Source organism: Anaerococcus sp. HMSC068A02 (assembly GCF_001811125.1).
In the GTDB taxonomy this organism is placed as follows: domain Bacteria; phylum Bacillota; class Clostridia; order Tissierellales; family Peptoniphilaceae; genus Anaerococcus; species Anaerococcus vaginalis_C.
In genome coordinates, this window is record NZ_KV803746.1 from 14,405 (window position 1) to 30,247 (window position 15,843).

Below are 15,843 nucleotides of genomic sequence, written 5' to 3' on the forward strand. Positions count from 1 at the left end.
ATTTCCTTTTTCTTAATTTTAATATACCATAAGTAAAAAATAAAAATAAGGAGAAATATTGAATTATAAATTTTAGATCCTTTTTTGATTTGCAATTATTAATTTTATTTGGAAAAAATTTAAAATTAATTTTTACTAAATTAATAGGAATTCGTATAATTGATTTCATAATAAAAAAACAATTAATTTCTGGTTTAATAAAACCAAGCCAAGGGGAAATTTTATTAGATAAAAAAATTATTGATAAACCGTCATCAAGAAAGGGCATGGTCTTTCAAAAACCTAGGCTTTTTCCTTGGCTAAGCGTTGGAGAAAATGTAGGATTTTCTGGATCATTAAAAAACGAAGAGAAAATTGATGAGAAAGAAATTGATAAAATGCTAAAAAAAGTCGGACTAATAGAATTTAAAAATTCTTATCCAAAAGAATTATCAGGTGGAATGGCACAAAGAGTTTCGTTGATTAGAACTATGATTTCAAAACCAGAAATATTTTTACTTGATGAGCCTTTGGGAAGCCTTGATGCTTTTACAAGAATGAATTTGCAAGATGAAATTTTAAATTTGTGGCAAGAAATTAAAAATTTAATGATTATGGTAACTCACGATGTAGAAGAAGCTGTTTATATGTCTACAAAAATTATAATAATGGAGCCAAGAGCTGGTAGGGTAAAAGAAGTTGTAGATATAAATTTGGACTATCCAAGAGATAGGACAAGTGATAAATTTATTGAATACAGAAATAAAATTTTAAATATTTTAAATTATTAAAAGATATTTCTTCTAATCTTCTAAGTTTCAAAGGTTCTTCTTAGGGTATATTTAAAATAGATGAAAATATTTTATTAAGAAGGAGGGAATATGAAAAAAAATCCAATGGATAAAAATAATTTAGGAGACAACTTACCTAGTAGAAATAATACTAAAGGCGAAAATCCTAAAATTACAAGAGCTTCTGGAGCTCCAGTAGAAAATAATCAAGATTCAATGACAGCAGGAAGAAGAGGTCCAATAGTTTTTGAAGATACTTGGCTTTTTGAAAAAAATGCTCATTTTAATAGAGAAGTTATTCCTGAAAGAAGAATGCACGCAAAAGGTTCAGGAGCTTTTGGAACTTTTACAGTTACAAATGATATAAGCAAATATACTAAGGCAAAAATTTTTTCTAAAGTAGGAAAGAAAACAGAAATGTTTGCAAGATTTTCTCTTGTTGCAGGAGAAAGAGGATTTGCAGATGCAGATAGAGATATTAGAGGATTTGCTCTAAAATTTTATACAGAAGAAGGTAACTGGGATTTAGTTGGAAATAATACTCCAGTATTTTTCTTTAGAGATCCTATGAAATTTATAGATTTAAATCGCGTTGTAAAAAGAGATCCAAAAAATAACATGAGAAGTCCTAATAGCAATTGGGATTTTTGGTCTTCGTTGCCAGAATCTCTTCTTCAAGTAACAATTACAATGAGTGACAGAGGAATTCCATCATCTTATAGATATATGCATGGGTTTGGTTCTCACACTTATTCTTTAATTAATGAAGATAATGAAAGAACTTGGGTAAAATTTCATTTTAGATCCCAACAAGGAATTCAAAATCTTACAGACCAAGAAGCTGAAAAAGTAAAAGGAATGGATCCGGATTCACATCAAAGAGATCTTTTTGAGGCTATAGAAAAAAAGAAATATCCTAAGTGGAAGATGTATATTCAAGTTATGAGTGAAGATGAAGCTAATAATATGGAAGTAAATCCATTTGATTTAACAAAGATGTGGTTAAAAAAAGATCATCCATTCATCGAAGTTGGAGAATTTGAATTAAATAAAAATCCAGAAAATTATTTTCAAGATGTAGAACAATCTGCATTTAGTCCAGGAAATAATGTTCCAGGAATTTCATTTTCTCCAGATAGGATGCTGCAATCAAGAATTTTGATGTATGGAGATGCACAAAGATATAGACTTGGAATTAATCACAATCAAATTCCAGTAAATTCTCCAAAGGGAATGAATAAAAAAGATTATCATCCTTGGCATAGAGATGGTCTTATGAGAATTGATGGAAATCTTGGTGGAGAAAATCACTATGAACCAAATTCTTATGGAAATTGGGAAGAAGATCCTAGGGGATATGAGCCAAAACAAGATGGTGGAGATGTTTATAGATATGATTATAGAAAAGAAGATCAAGATTATTACACTCAACCAGGAATGCTTTATAGAGCAATGACAGACGATCAAAAAGAAGTTTTATGTGAAAATACTGCAAGACACATGAAAGATACTACGCTACAAATTAAACATAGATGGATAAATCATTGCTATCAAGCAGATAAAGATTATGGAGAAAGACTTGCTAAGGTTTTAGAAATTGACATTAACGATGTTGATTTAGAATTAAGTAAAAGGGATTCAAGACAAGCAAATTATAAAGCAAACAATGCTCATAAAGAATTGGATAAACCTAGCAAAGATTTATCTATGAAAGAATGGAAAGAAATAAAAACAGACTATGATCCTAAAAAATTTATAAAACCAGAAGACGATCCATATTTACTATAAATCAAATAAAAATAATTAATTAAAATCATAAATCAACCCCTGAAATTCAAAATTTTCATTTTGTATTTTTAGGGGTTATTTGATTTTTAATGTTAGCTTTTTTTTTCAAAAATCGTATAATCTATGTGATAAACATCCTAAAAAATAGAAAGGATTTTTATGAATGATTATTTAAAGAAAAATAAAAAATTAGGAGCAATAATTTTTGGTTTAATAAATGTTGTTTTAGCATTTTTATCAACGCGTTTTTTGGTATTTGCATTTTTTATTCCAATTTTTACTGCCATAAAATTGTGGGAATTAAATGATAAAAATAAAATGATATTTTTATTTACGACAGGTTTATTTTCTGCAATTTTAAATATAAGGATGACTATTTTTTTAATGTCTCCTATGATAATTTATGGAAATGTTTTATATGATTTAATTAAGAAAAATAAAACTGATAAGTATAGTTTGAAAGTACTTACTATAATTTTTTCAGTTTTATCTTTGACAATTATTGGGTATCTTTACTCTAAGTCAGATATTAATTTTAATTTTTTAGTAGATGCGACAGAAAAAATATTTAAAGATCAAAATTTCAAAATAAATAAAGTAATAATAAGAAAAAGTCTTAAAGCAATACCTTTGGTTTTTGTTTTCTTTTCTTTGATTTACAGCATGATTTCACTAAAACTTGTTAGAAATTATTTGAATTATAAAAATGAAAATATAAGGGATTTAAGAAGAATTAACACAATTAGAATTGATATAAAAGATTTAAGAGATATTTTTATTTGCCTAATTATTTCAGTAATATTATGTAAAATTTTATCTTTTTCAAATGAATTTATTTTGTTAAATTCAATTATGGCTTTTAAATTATTATTTTGTGTAAATGGGGTTTTGTTGATTGATTATTTTGTATCGCTAAGGAAAAGCAAAGCAGCAAGAATAATTAATTGGTTTTTATTATTTATATTATTTGCTTACATATCAGAAATTATAGCCATAATAGGTTTTATTGATGTATTTTTGAATTTAAGAAGAAAAGCGAGGATAGCATGAAGGAAAAATTAAGGTATTTTACGAAAGAAAATTATATTTTTATACTAATCTTACCTCTAATTATTTCGATAATCTTGTTTTTTTATGAGAAAATTTTTGCAACTATAGGACTTATCCTTGTAGTTTTATTATATTTTTATATTAAAAAAATAGATGATAATAATGAGGATTTTTTCCAAGCATATATTGATGAGTTGGATTATTCTTTTGATGAAATAACTAAAAACGTTGTATTTCAAATGCCATTTCCTATTGTTATTTTAGAAGATGGAAAAACAATTAAGTGGCATAATTCTAATTTTAAGGAATTGTTTGAGGCGAAAAATTTAATAGGGAAAAGTGTAAATAATTTTATAACAGATTTTAGCCAAATAGATTTTTCTAAACAATCAACGGATCCTATAACTGTTGATATTTACGATAAGGTTTATGAATTTTATTATTCTACAATAAAAAGAGAAAAATTTGATGATGAGCTTACTTTTGTTTATGGAATTGATAATACATCTGATGAGAATATCAAAAAAATATTTAAAGACAGACGCCTTGTTGTTTTGACAATGTATATTGACAACTTTGATGATTTAAGACAATCTACAAAGGCAAGTGATAGATCATCTTTAACTGGAGAAATTGATAGAATTATAATGAATTATTTTGAAAAATATGGTGCCATGGTAAGAAAATATGAAAATGATAGGTACATGGTAATGATTCATTATGATGATTACAAAAAAATTTATGATAGTAAATTTAAAATTTTGGATTTGGTAAGAGAAGTTAAAAAAGGAAATTCTATTCAACCAACTCTTTCTGTTGGTGTAGGTTTATCAGGTTCAAAACCTATTGATATTTACGAGGAATCTAGAATTTCAATAGATATTGCTCTTTCGCGTGGTGGCGATCAAGTTGTAATAAAAGAAGGCGATAATTACGAATATTTTGGTGGCAAATCAAAAGCAACAGAAAAAATTTCAAAAGTAAGAAGTCGTGTTATATCTCAAGCTTTAAAAAGAATGGTAGAAACATCATCAAAAGTTTTTGTAATGGGACATAACAATCCAGACATGGATTCTTTTGGTTCAGCTCTTGGAATTTATGAAGGAATAAAAAGTATTGGCAAAGAATGTTATTTTGTTTTAAATGAAGTAAACAAACCAATAGAAAATATTTACAATAGAACTGTTGAAGATTTGGAAGGATTTAGAGAAAATGTTGTTACAGAAATAAAAGCTTTGGAATTGATGGATCAAGGCTCTTTGGTAATTGTGACAGACAATCACAGAAAAAATTCTACAGAAGCTCCATCATTAATTGATAAGACAGAACAAATTGTAATAATTGATCATCACAGAAGGGGAAATGACTATATAAGAAATGCAACAATTTCTTATATTGAGCCTTATGCATCAAGTGCAAGCGAGCTTGTAACAGAAATTTTAAATTATTTTGATGAATCATTTAAGGCAAGAGTTCCAGTTGCAGAAGCCCTTCTTGCAGGACTTACTGTTGATACAAAAAATTTCGTTTATCAAACAGGAGTAAGAACTTTCGAAGCCGCATCAATTTTAAAAAGATGGGGAGCAGATTCAATTATAATAAAAAGAATGTTCAAAGATGATTTTGAAATAGTAAAATACAAATCAGAAGTAATAGCTGATTCGACAGTGGTAAATGATTTTATTGCAATAGGTCATTTTAATAGAGAAATGGATGGCTCAACTTTAATAGCAAGTCAAGCTGCTGATGATTTATTAAATATAAAAGGTGTTAAAGCAAGTTTTGTTTTGACAAGATCAAATGATAAAATCCATATATCAGGAAGAAGTTTGGGAGATATTTCAGTTCAATTAATTTTGGAAAGAATTGGCGGAGGAGGACATTTAACTTCAGCTGCAACCCAACTTGATATGAGTATAGAAGAAGCAGAAGTTATGCTTAAAAAAGCTATAAAAGAATATTTAGAGGAGGAAGTTGAAAAAAATGAAGATAATATTAACTGAAGATGTTAAAAAAATCGGCAAAAAAGGCGAAGTTGTAAATGTAAAGCAAGGTTACTTTAGAAATTATATTTTACCAAATAATCTTGGAGTAGAAGCAAATAAAGAAAATTTAGCAAAGCTTGATGAACATCTTAAACAACTAAAAAAAGAAGAAGATGAAAACATAAAAGCTGCAATGGAAAATAAAGAAAAAATTGAAAAAACAGAAGTTATAATCAAGGTAAAAGCTGGAGAAAATGGAAAATTATTTGGTTCAATTACAAATATGGATATTAAAAAAGCTCTTGATGAAAAAAATATTGAAGTAGATAAGAAAAAAATCGACAAGGCTGACATTGATTCACTTGGAGATTATGAAGTTACAATTAAGCTTTACCAACAAGTTTCTGCAAAATTAAAAGTGAAGGTTGAGGCAGAATAATGGAAGAAAATCTTAGGCAAATGCCTAGTGATATTTCTTCAGAGATGGCCATAATTGGTTGTATAATTACAAAAAGTGAAACCATAGATCAGGCTATACAATTAGTAAAGCCTTATGAGTTTTATGATTCAAGATGCCAAAGAATTTATAAGACTTTAGTTAATATGTATCAAAAAGATATAAAAATAGATGAAGTAAGTCTTATATCAAAATTAAAATCAGAAAACATCTTGGAGGAAGTTGGAGGAGAGCAGTTTATTGTAGAGATAACACTCTCCTCATTTTATACTCCAAACATGGATCAATACTGTGAGAATGTCAAAGAAAAAGCTCTCCTTAGAGCATTAATAAGCGCGTGTGATGAAATAGTTGGAAAATCTTACGAGCAAAAAAAAGATGCTAAAGAAGTTATAGAAATGGCAGAATCAAAAATTTTTGAAATAAGCCAAAAAAATCTTGATAAGGGCCTTGTAAGAGTTTCTGAAACTATGGATGAAACAATAAAACAACTTGAACTTTTAAGTCTAAATGAAGGAAAAATAACTGGAGTTACGACAGGAATTTCAAGTGTTGATGATAAACTGTCAGGTCTTCAAAATTCCCAATTAATTTTACTTGCTGCAAGACCTGCGATGGGAAAGACTGCTCTTGGTCTTACTATGGCATGGAATGCGGCAAACGCTGGCAAATCTGTTGCGTTTTTTTCATTAGAAATGTCAACTTATCAATTAAATCAAAGATTAATTTCTATGGTTTCTATGATTGATCTTGAAAAAATTATTACAGGAAATTTGGAAGCTGACGAGTGGATTGAAATTATAAATGCAATCACAAAAATTAAAGAAAAAGAAATCTATGTAGATGAAACTGCAGGAATTACTTTGTCAGAGCTTAGAAGTAAATGTAAAAGATTAAAGGCAGAAGAAGGACTTGATTTAATTGTAATTGATTATTTGCAACTTATGACTGGCGAGGGAAGATTTGATAATAGGCAACAAGAAATTGCACAAATTTCTAGAGGTTTAAAATCTTTGTCAAAAGAAATAAATTGCCCAGTTTTATCACTTGCCCAACTATCGCGTGAGGCTGACAAAAGATCTGATCACAAGCCAATTTTATCAGATCTTCGTGAATCAGGAGCAATCGAGCAAGATGCTGATGTTGTTATGCTTTTGTATAGGGAAGATTATTATGACGTAGATGATAATCCTAATGTGGCAAAAGTAATTTTGGCAAAACACAGAAATGGTCCAACTGGTCTTATGGAATTATTTTTCCACAAACAATGCACAACTTTTAAAGACCTAAGTCATGATGAAAAATAAAATGAAAATAATTGGTAAAGACGATAAGATATATTTAAAAAAATTAGACTTAGATGATGCTTATGAATTAAGAAAATGGTCAATGAATGAGGATGAAAGATTAAAAGGCTATAATTATGGAAATTTTTCTCAAATTGATTGCGAAGTTTGGTTTATGAATGTAAATATTTATAGGAAAAGATATTTTGCAGTAAGAAAAATTGACGATGATAGTTTTATTGCCTTTATCGGTCTAAAAAATTATAATCCGATTTTAAGAAAAAGTGAATTGGGAATTGTTTTTGATCCACAATATACTTCAAGAGGTTATGGTTTTAAGGCTATGAAAATCTTACTTGATTATTATTTTGAGGATTTAAAATTTAATGAACTTTATCTTGATGTAAATAATTTTAATAAAAGAGCGATTTCTTTGTATGAAAAATTAGGATTTAAAAAATGTGGCGATACAATAGAAATTTTTGAAAATCAAGAAATATATCCTGACGATAAATATTTTTTAATGAAAAATGGCAAAATTTATAGTTTTATTACAAAAATGAAAATAAGAAAAGATGGAAGGTAATAATTTGGAATTTAAAATTCAAAATTTGAGTTTGGATATGGGAGAAACATCATTTGAAAATATGTTTTTAAATACATACGTACCCATGGCAGACGGAGATAGCCTAAAAGTTTTTTTGCTTTTATATAAGGATTTAAAATCTAGTGGAGAAGTTGATTTAGAAAAAATAAAAAGACAACTTGCCTTTGATGATGAAAAAATGAACGAAATAATTTCATATTGGACAAATATGGGAGTATTTAGAAAAAAAGATAGGGGCGATGGGACTTTTTATCTTGAAATAATTTCTCTAAGACAAGCTTATTTTGGAAATTCAAAGGAAAATGCAAGCGAAAATATGCTTGATACTTCAAAAAGAAAATCTGTAATGTTTAATCAGGTTGAAAGAATTATTCAAAGACAGCTTACTCCACAAGATATTAGAAGGATTCACGAAACTTTAGATGAATATAAACAAGATCCTGAGCTTGTTACAGAAGCTTTTAGGCAAGCAAAAGAAGTAAATAATGTTGATGTAAAATATGTAATGGGATTTTTAAAAACTTGGAGAGATCAAAGTATTTTTTCCTTAAATGACTTAAAAATAAAAGAAGAAAGAGCGAAATTAATGAGAGAAAAATCTCCAAGAAAATATAAGAGTGCAAAAAAAGTTTATAGGTCAAAAAATAAAAATCCAAATGAAAAATCTTATGCCCAAAAGGCAAGGGAAGAAAGATTTAAAAAAATTCTTGAAGGAGGGGATATAAGATGAGTCCCAATGACAATATTTCAAGAATAATTGAAAAAAGAAGAATAAAAAATAAAGAAGAACAAGAAAAAAGAAAAAAAGAAATATATGAAAAATTTCCAAGAATTAAAGTTATTGACAAAACTATTGCATCGCTTGGGCAAATGGCAATAACAAAGGCTCAAGAAGGAATTAATGTAGATGAATTAAAGAAAAAATTAAAAGAGCTTGATAGACAAAAGGAAGAAATTTTACTTGAAAATTCTTACCCAAAAGACTATTTAAAAATCCATTATCATTGTGATATATGTAAGGATACAGGTTTTGTAAATACACAAATTTGTAGGTGTAGAAAAAAACTTATAATAGAGAAAAAATATTCCCAATCAAATATTAGTAGGCTTGTTCAAAGAGAAAATTTTAGAACATTTAACGCAAATTTATATTCTAAAAATCTTTACAAAGATTATCCAATTAGTCCCTATGAAAACATAATTAGAATTCAAAATGATGCAAAAATGTATGTTGAAAATTTCTCAAAAAATTATAAAAATCTTTATATATTTGGAGATGTTGGAAGGGGCAAAACTTTTTTGATAAATTCTATTGCTAAGGAAATTTTGGATAGAAATTATTCAGTTCTTTATCTTACAGCTACAAAATTATTTTCATTTATGAATGATTATTTGTATGCTTTTTCTGAAAGAAAAGAGGAATTAAAAGAAAGATATGATTTGATTTTTGAATCTGACCTTTTAATTATTGATGATTTGGGAAGCGAAAATGACAGAAATTCTAATGAATCAAATCTTTTTGAAATTGTTAATGATAGGATGATTAATAAAAAACCAATTATTTTTTCATCAAATTATTCTGAAGATGAGCTAATGGAGTTTTATGGAGATAGGATTTTTTCAAGAATTATTGGTTCAAGCCATGTAATGGAAATTTTTGGAGAAGATTTAAGACTTTTATTTTAGGAGTAAAATATGCTTTTAGTAGATCGTGAAACCATGCAAAATATTGACAGCTATGCAATAAATGAAATTAAAATTCCGTCTTTGTGTTTGGTTGAAAGAGCAGCACTTTCTGTGATGGAAAATATTAATCTTGATATAAGACACTCTTTTGCTCTTATTGTTTCTTGTGGAAACAACGGAGCTGATGGACTTGCTCTTGCTAGAAATTTGCTTGCCCTTTCTAAAGATTGTGATATTTATATTATTGGAAATAAAAACAAAGCAAGCAAAGATTTTATAATAAATTATAATGCTTGCAAAAATCTTACAGAAAATATTTATTCGATTGAAACGATTGAAGATATGAATTTTTTAAGAAAAAATCTTGATAGGGTAAATACGATTGTTGATGGAATATTTGGAACTGGTTTAAATAGACCTGTTTCTGGAATTTATGCAAATATAATTGATTTGATAAATGAAAAAAATATTTACACGATTTCTATTGATTTGCCATCAGGTTTTGATGCAAATGGGGAAAATAATTATGGATCTTATGTTGATAGCGACTTAATTGTTTGTATGCAAATTTTAAAAAAAGGTCTTTATGAAGATAATTATTTTAGGGATAAAACTGTAGTTTGTGATATAGGACTTCCTCAAATTGCTATTGAAAAATTTGTTAATGTTTGAAAAAAATAAAAATAAAAGTATATTACTATTAATTGAATAAAGCTGTGATAAGAAGTAGTAATTAAAAATAACCTTTAGAGAGAAGATGGTTGGTGAAAATCTTTGGCGAAAGTTAATGAATCCGTCTTTGAGCTTATAAATTTAAAGTGAATGAATTTATTTCATTAAATTGGGTGGTACCGCGATAATCTCGTCCCTTTTGGGATGAGATTTTTTTATTGTAAAAAAATTAGGAGGAAATATGTTAGACATAAAATTTGTAAGAGAAAACCCAGATTTTGTAAAAGAAAATATCAAGAAAAAATTTCAAGATGAAAAATTAGTTTTGGTTGATGAAGTAATTGAGCTTGATGAAAAATTAAGAGATGTAAAAACTGAGGGAGATAATTTAAGGGCAAAAAGAAATAAAACTTCAAAACAAATTGGTGCTCTTATGGGCCAAGGAAAAAAAGATGAAGCTGAAAAAGTAAAAGAAGAAGTTTCAGATATAAATGATAGACTTGTTCAAATCGAAGAAGATACAAGAAAATTCCAAGACCAATTAAAAGAAAAAATGCAAGTTATCCCACAAATAATTGACGATTCAGTTCCAATAGGAAAAGATGACAGCGAAAATGTAGAAATTGAAAGATTTGGCGAAAATGTAACTCCAGATTTTGAAGTTCCTTATCACGTTGATATTATGGAAAGCTTTAATGGAATTGATTTAGATTCTGCAAGAGATACATCAGGAGCAGGTTTTTATTATTTAAAAGGAGATATTGCAAGACTTCATTCAGCAATTCTTTCTTATGCAAGAGATTTTATGATTGACAAGGGATATGAATATCACATTCCACCATTTATGATTAGATCTGACGTTGTTACAGGCGTAATGAGTTTTGCTGAAATGGAAGATATGATGTATAAAATCGAAGGCGAAGATTTATATTTAATCGGAACAAGTGAGCACTCAATGATTGGTAAATTTATAAATTCAATCACAGATGAAAATGAAATGCCACTAAGAATGACATCATATTCTCCATGTTTTAGAAAAGAAGTTGGAGCTCACGGAATTGAAGAGCGTGGAGTTTATAGAATCCACCAATTTGAAAAGCAAGAAATGGTTATAATTTGTAAACCAGAAGATTCAAAGAAATTTTACGATGAATTATGGAAAAATACAGTAGAATTTTTTAGATCATTAGAAATTCCTGTAAGAACACTCGAATGTTGTTCAGGAGACTTGGCAGATTTAAAAGTAAAATCTTGCGACGTTGAAGCGTGGAGCCCAAGACAAGGAAAATATTTTGAAGTAGGTTCATGTTCAAATCTTGGAGATGCACAAGCAAGAAGACTTAAAATAAGATTAAGAGGAGAAAAAGGAAATTATTTTGCTCACACATTAAATAACACAGTAGTAGCTCCTCCAAGAATGTTAATTGCATTTTTAGAAAACTTATTACAAGAAGACGGATCAGTTAAAATTCCAAAACCATTACAAATGTATATGGGCGGAATGGAAAAACTTGTTCCAAAAAATAAAAAATAAATATTAAGATTTTAAATTAAAAAGGCAGTAGAGTTAAGTAGAAAATTATCTTTGCTGTCTTTTTTTATTTTGAATTTTAAAATAAAAAATTCTAGCAGAAATTTACTAAAAAATTTTATTAGAAGCTAAATAGAAATTTTTAAAAAAGCTATTGATAATGATTACGATTTTCTTTATAATAAAATTACAATATAAATCAAGAATAAATACTCAAAAATTTTTCGTAACGAGGGGAAATGATATGAATTTTGAAATGTTAAAGGATAATTTATACTATAAAACTATAAGGGCGATTTTCGCTATAGCTATGATTTTCATTATAGTTAGTTCTTATTTTGGATATAATGTGCCTGAAAATTTAGCTAAGTTCATTATGCTTGTTTTTTATATTATATTTTTTGTAAATTTTGTTTTGGTATATAAAAACAAATCTTTATTTTGGAATTTACTTATAATTTGTGCTTCTATATTTTCTATAGTATCTATAATTTTTTAAAATATAAACAAAAACTCTAAAGTCTTAAATAAAACTTTAGAGTTTTTTCTTTAGAATATATTTTTATCAGTAATTATTAAATCTAATTTTTGATCAAAATTATCGAAATTTAATTTGAAAGATTTATTTATTTGGTAAAATAAACCGATGTAAAAGGACTTATGATTTTTTATGTAATAATCATAATATCCTCCGCCGTAGCCAAGTCTGTATTTATTTTTGTCAAAGGAAAGTCCTGGGACTATGGTAAGGTCTATTTTTTCCAAACTTTTTTCAAGTTTTGATGTTTTTATTTTATATGCTCCATCAATAAGATCGTCAAATGAAGTGAGCAAAACTGGAATCATTTCAGATTTTTTTATAATTTTTGGTATATAAACTTCCTTTTTATCTAAAAATGCTTGTTTTATTATTTTTTTTGTATCAATTTCATCTTCTGTTGAATAATAAATAAAAATCGACTTGGCATTTTTATAATAATCGCTTTTTAAAAGTTTATTTTTTATTTTTTCATCCCAATTTTTTTTATCGTTTTTTGGGATTTTTTTTCTGTTATTTATAAAATAACGTCTTAGTTCTTTTTTCATTAAATCACTCCAAAATCTTTTATATTATGATTCAATAATTTTAAAATTTTTTTTCTTAATTTAATCCTGTAAATTTATTTTTTGTTTTCATATAGGCTGCAATGATTTCTGCTCCCAAAATTATTGTCAATGAAAATAAAAGCATCCAAACTAATAAGGCTATAATTCCTGCCAAAGCTCCGTAAATAACAGACATATTGCTCATATTATTTAAGAAAAATGAATAGGCAAAGCTTGTTATGGTAATCATAATTGTTGTAGAAATTGAGCCGACAAAGGCGTCTTTGAAGCTTATTTTTATTGAATTATTGTAAGGTGCACACTTGTATAAAAGGCTTAGGCCAAGAATTAAAATTATTGGCGGAAGTATTCCAGAAACTAAATTGATTAGCCAAGTAAATTTTTCTAGAGAAAATGAAGAATTTACAAGTTGCAATACATTTTCTATTAAGTTTAAAATTCCATTTGAATAAATTCTTAGCAAAAATAAAAATATTAGGATAAAAATAAGGATAAAGGTATATAAGAATCCAAATATTTTATTTTTTATCATGGAATGATCATCTTCAAGCCCGTAAGCTACATTTATTGCAAGAATTATTTTTGAAACTCCTTTTGATGCTGACCAAAGAGCAAATATTAAAGTAATTGTAGAAAGTGTGGAAACTGATGATGAATTAATGATTGATTTTACAAGCATCAAAATTACACCTCTTATTGTTTCTGGCAAAAGCTCAATAAATTCTACAATCACATCTTCGTTACCTTTCATATATTTTGTAACAAGATTTAATAAAACCAAAAGCATGGGAATTGCAGCTGACAAAAAATAATAGGAAAGAGAAGACGCCAAGGTCATAATATCGTGGGACTTTGCTCTTTCGATTAGGGTAAAAATAAATTTTTTAGTTTTTTTTGATTTTATTTTTCCTTTCATTTCAAGTACCCATCAAACCATTCTTTAATTTTTTCTAGTCTTTTTATTCTTGCTTTTGGCTTTCCAGATCTTGACAATTCGTGATTTTCTCCGTGAAAAATATACATTTTTGTATCAACGCCATTTTCTTTTATTCTTGTATACATTTGAAGACCTTGCTCTAATGGACATCTATAATCTTCGTCAGAATGAATAAACATTGTTGGAGTTTTTACATTTTTTGCATGCTTAATAGGAGATTGCTCCCACATTTTTTCTAAATTATCCCAAGGATTTGCTCCTGTTTGGTCAGGTGCAAAATAATATCCTATATCAGAAACTCCATAGAATGAAGTCCAATTTGAAATTGATCTTTGAGAATTTGCAGCCTTAAATCTGTTCGTGTGTGAAACAATCCAATTTGTCATAAATCCACCATAAGATCCGCCATAAACTCCCATATTATTTTCATCAATTTGTGGATATTTTTTTATAGCAAAATCTGTAAAATTCATCAAATCTTCATAGTCAATAGTTCCATATTTTCCTCTAATATCAGAATATTTTACACCATTTCCACTTGAACCGTGTGGATTTGTATAAATAATTATATATCCATCATTTGCAAAAACTTGGTGCTCGTGGTGGAAAATATTTGAAAATTCTGTTTTTGGTCCGCCGTGGATTGATAAAATGGTAGGATATTTTTTGTTTTTATCAAAATCTACTGGCAAAAGAACAAATCCTCTAATTTTATCACCATTTGATTCATAGAAAAATTCTTCAATTTTTCCAAGTGATGAATTTATTTTATTATCAAGTAAAATTTTGCCATTTTTCTTTTCTTTTAAGTGGGAAATTCTATCTTCTGTCATGGCAAAATAATAAATATTATCATTTGCTATTGCAAAATCTTCAACACAATCAGAAATTTCAAGTTTTATATTTTCATTTTCATCTAAGGAATAAAGTTTTGATTCTTCTTTTTCTGTAACTACAAAATAAAATTTATTGTTTTTGTAAAAAAAAGTCCTATAAGCTTCATGCCTTGCATCGCTTCCAATTGAATTTCCAAAAGATTTATCAAAATCATCAGGACTTATTTTTTTATATTCTCCAGATAAATTTCCTTTGTAAATAAAGGCGTCTTCATTTATTCCGCCTTTTTTCATATCACTTGCCACAAAAATAATTTCATCTTTTTCATTAAAAAATATATCGTAATAGGCAAATTCATTTTCGATTATAATTTTTTCTTCCTTATTTTCTAAATCTAAAATTATCAAATCATCTCTAAGCCTTGAAACTTTATTATCATTTTTTCCCAAAACTAGAGCTAATTTATTTGCGTTTTTATTTATTGCAAAAGCATTTAGACTTTCATTTTCAAAATCTCTTATTTTTTGAAGACTTTTATCTTCTTTTTTGTAAAGGTAAAGACTTTGTTTTTGATTATCTATATAACCTATGCAATTAAACCAAAAAGGCAATTTGGTAACTTCCTTATAAAAAGAATTTTCCTTTTGTTTTTTCTTTTCGTCCTCACTTAATTTGTCAGAAGCTTTTATCAAATAATATCCGTTTTTTAAATCTTTGATATATGAAACATTTTTATCAATTTTAAATTCTAAACTTCCAACTCCCATTGACCTATCTTTTTTATAAAAATAATCAAATTTATCGTCGGATTTTTCCTTGTAAATTAAATTATCATCTTCATCAAAAATAAAAATTCCAATATTTTTATTATCAGAAACTTTATATTTTTTATTTTTTTCTATATCAAAAAGATAAAGATAAGAAATGTATTTATTTTCATCTAAATTAGCATTTGTTTTTAAAAAAGCCAAATATTTTTCGTCATTAGATATTTCAAGACTTGAATAAAAATCATAAGTTAAAATATCATTAATTTTTGTTTTTTCCATTTTTCCTCCTTGCATTTATCTCATTATACAATAAATTTTAATAAAGAAAAAACTAAAGGTTTACATTAAACTTACGGGGGT

15 protein-coding genes and 1 other annotated feature are annotated in these 15,843 nt (G+C 27.1%); of the genes, 12 read left to right on the forward strand and 3 right to left on the reverse strand.

Going from position 1 to position 15,843, the window contains the following annotated elements; translation table 11 throughout:
- Positions 1-89: 89 nt before the first annotated feature.
- The 12 genes from HMPREF2782_RS03535 to HMPREF2782_RS09490 all read left to right on the forward strand — a co-directional run bounded on the left by HMPREF2782_RS03535 (position 90) and on the right by HMPREF2782_RS09490 (position 12,331).
- On the forward strand, positions 90-770 hold the full coding sequence (locus tag HMPREF2782_RS03535; protein WP_261668602.1) for an ABC transporter ATP-binding protein: 681 nt from the start codon (positions 90-92) through the stop codon (positions 768-770).
- Positions 771-986: 216 nt separating this feature from the next.
- Complete coding sequence (locus HMPREF2782_RS03540; protein ID WP_391486491.1) at positions 987-2,558, forward strand: catalase; 1,572 nt, start codon at positions 987-989, stop codon at positions 2,556-2,558.
- Between the two features lie 159 nt (positions 2,559-2,717).
- Entirely contained in the window at positions 2,718-3,608 is an 891-nt protein-coding gene (locus HMPREF2782_RS03545) for a DUF2232 domain-containing protein (protein WP_070640904.1), read from the forward strand.
- On the forward strand, positions 3,605-5,611 hold the full coding sequence (locus tag HMPREF2782_RS03550) for a DHH family phosphoesterase (RefSeq protein ID WP_070640906.1): 2,007 nt from the start codon (positions 3,605-3,607) through the stop codon (positions 5,609-5,611). The genes HMPREF2782_RS03545 and HMPREF2782_RS03550 overlap by 4 nt, the downstream gene beginning before the upstream one ends.
- Positions 5,592-6,032, forward strand: coding sequence for a 50S ribosomal protein L9 (rplI, locus tag HMPREF2782_RS03555; RefSeq protein WP_026074017.1), 441 nt, complete (start codon positions 5,592-5,594; stop codon positions 6,030-6,032). Before HMPREF2782_RS03550 ends, rplI begins: the two co-directional genes overlap by 20 nt.
- On the forward strand, positions 6,032-7,357 hold the full coding sequence (dnaB, locus tag HMPREF2782_RS03560) for a replicative DNA helicase (RefSeq protein ID WP_070640908.1): 1,326 nt from the start codon (positions 6,032-6,034) through the stop codon (positions 7,355-7,357). The genes rplI and dnaB overlap by 1 nt, the downstream gene beginning before the upstream one ends.
- Positions 7,347-7,922: a GNAT family N-acetyltransferase gene (locus HMPREF2782_RS03565; protein WP_261668603.1), complete on the forward strand. Its 576-nt coding sequence runs from the start codon at positions 7,347-7,349 to the stop codon at positions 7,920-7,922. The genes dnaB and HMPREF2782_RS03565 overlap by 11 nt, the downstream gene beginning before the upstream one ends.
- Positions 7,912-8,673 carry a DnaD domain-containing protein gene (locus HMPREF2782_RS03570; RefSeq protein WP_070640910.1) on the forward strand — a complete coding sequence of 254 codons (762 nt, stop codon included), beginning with the start codon at positions 7,912-7,914 and terminating at the stop codon, positions 8,671-8,673. Before HMPREF2782_RS03565 ends, HMPREF2782_RS03570 begins: the two co-directional genes overlap by 11 nt.
- On the forward strand, positions 8,670-9,629 hold the full coding sequence (locus tag HMPREF2782_RS03575; protein ID WP_019117423.1) for an ATP-binding protein: 960 nt from the start codon (positions 8,670-8,672) through the stop codon (positions 9,627-9,629). Before HMPREF2782_RS03570 ends, HMPREF2782_RS03575 begins: the two co-directional genes overlap by 4 nt.
- A 9-nt stretch (positions 9,630-9,638) precedes the next feature.
- The gene (locus HMPREF2782_RS03580) at positions 9,639-10,301 is read left to right on the forward strand and encodes an NAD(P)H-hydrate epimerase (RefSeq protein WP_070640913.1); all 663 of its coding nucleotides are present in this window, start codon (positions 9,639-9,641) and stop codon (positions 10,299-10,301) included.
- A 35-nt stretch (positions 10,302-10,336) separates the two neighbouring features.
- Positions 10,337-10,502, forward strand: a binding site (T-box leader).
- Between the two features lie 40 nt (positions 10,503-10,542).
- Positions 10,543-11,835 carry a serine--tRNA ligase gene (gene serS, locus HMPREF2782_RS03585; RefSeq protein ID WP_019117425.1) on the forward strand — a complete coding sequence of 431 codons (1,293 nt, stop codon included), beginning with the start codon at positions 10,543-10,545 and terminating at the stop codon, positions 11,833-11,835.
- 241 nt (positions 11,836-12,076) lie between these two features.
- On the forward strand, positions 12,077-12,331 hold the full coding sequence (locus HMPREF2782_RS09490; RefSeq protein WP_070640915.1) for a hypothetical protein: 255 nt from the start codon (positions 12,077-12,079) through the stop codon (positions 12,329-12,331).
- A 50-nt stretch (positions 12,332-12,381) separates the two neighbouring features.
- On the opposite strand, the gene HMPREF2782_RS03595 is transcribed toward HMPREF2782_RS09490, so the two are convergent.
- From HMPREF2782_RS03595 to HMPREF2782_RS03605, 3 genes are read right to left on the reverse strand one after another with little or no spacing between them, the layout of a single operon-like run.
- On the reverse strand, positions 12,382-12,918 hold the full coding sequence (locus tag HMPREF2782_RS03595; RefSeq protein ID WP_070640917.1) for a 5-formyltetrahydrofolate cyclo-ligase: 537 nt from the start codon (positions 12,916-12,918) through the stop codon (positions 12,382-12,384).
- A 55-nt stretch (positions 12,919-12,973) separates the two neighbouring features.
- Positions 12,974-13,855 carry a YihY/virulence factor BrkB family protein gene (locus HMPREF2782_RS03600; protein WP_070606088.1) on the reverse strand — a complete coding sequence of 294 codons (882 nt, stop codon included), beginning with the start codon at positions 13,853-13,855 and terminating at the stop codon, positions 12,974-12,976.
- A complete protein-coding gene (locus HMPREF2782_RS03605; protein ID WP_070640919.1) occupies positions 13,852-15,762 on the reverse strand; it encodes an alpha/beta hydrolase family protein in 1,911 nt (636 codons plus the stop codon). The genes HMPREF2782_RS03600 and HMPREF2782_RS03605 overlap by 4 nt, the downstream gene beginning before the upstream one ends.
- Positions 15,763-15,843: the final 81 nt, after the last annotated feature.

Coding starts and splice junctions, on each gene's coding strand:
- HMPREF2782_RS03540 (WP_391486491.1), top strand. CDS start 987: ATGACAGCAGGAAGAAGAGGTCCAATAGTTTTTGAAGATACTTGGCTT.
- HMPREF2782_RS03545 (WP_070640904.1), top strand. CDS start 2,718: ATGAATGATTATTTAAAGAAAAATAAAAAATTAGGAGCAATAATTTTT.
- HMPREF2782_RS03550 (WP_070640906.1), top strand. CDS start 3,605: ATGAAGGAAAAATTAAGGTATTTTACGAAAGAAAATTATATTTTTATA.
- rplI (WP_026074017.1), top strand. CDS start 5,592: ATGAAGATAATATTAACTGAAGATGTTAAAAAAATCGGCAAAAAAGGC.
- dnaB (WP_070640908.1), top strand. CDS start 6,032: ATGGAAGAAAATCTTAGGCAAATGCCTAGTGATATTTCTTCAGAGATG.
- HMPREF2782_RS03565 (WP_261668603.1), top strand. CDS start 7,347: ATGAAAAATAAAATGAAAATAATTGGTAAAGACGATAAGATATATTTA.
- HMPREF2782_RS03570 (WP_070640910.1), top strand. CDS start 7,912: ATGGAAGGTAATAATTTGGAATTTAAAATTCAAAATTTGAGTTTGGAT.
- HMPREF2782_RS03575 (WP_019117423.1), top strand. CDS start 8,670: ATGAGTCCCAATGACAATATTTCAAGAATAATTGAAAAAAGAAGAATA.
- HMPREF2782_RS03580 (WP_070640913.1), top strand. CDS start 9,639: ATGCTTTTAGTAGATCGTGAAACCATGCAAAATATTGACAGCTATGCA.
- serS (WP_019117425.1), top strand. CDS start 10,543: ATGTTAGACATAAAATTTGTAAGAGAAAACCCAGATTTTGTAAAAGAA.
- HMPREF2782_RS09490 (WP_070640915.1), top strand. CDS start 12,077: ATGAATTTTGAAATGTTAAAGGATAATTTATACTATAAAACTATAAGG.
- HMPREF2782_RS03595 (WP_070640917.1), bottom strand. CDS start 12,918: ATGAAAAAAGAACTAAGACGTTATTTTATAAATAACAGAAAAAAAATC.
- HMPREF2782_RS03600 (WP_070606088.1), bottom strand. CDS start 13,855: ATGAAAGGAAAAATAAAATCAAAAAAAACTAAAAAATTTATTTTTACC.
- HMPREF2782_RS03605 (WP_070640919.1), bottom strand. CDS start 15,762: ATGGAAAAAACAAAAATTAATGATATTTTAACTTATGATTTTTATTCA.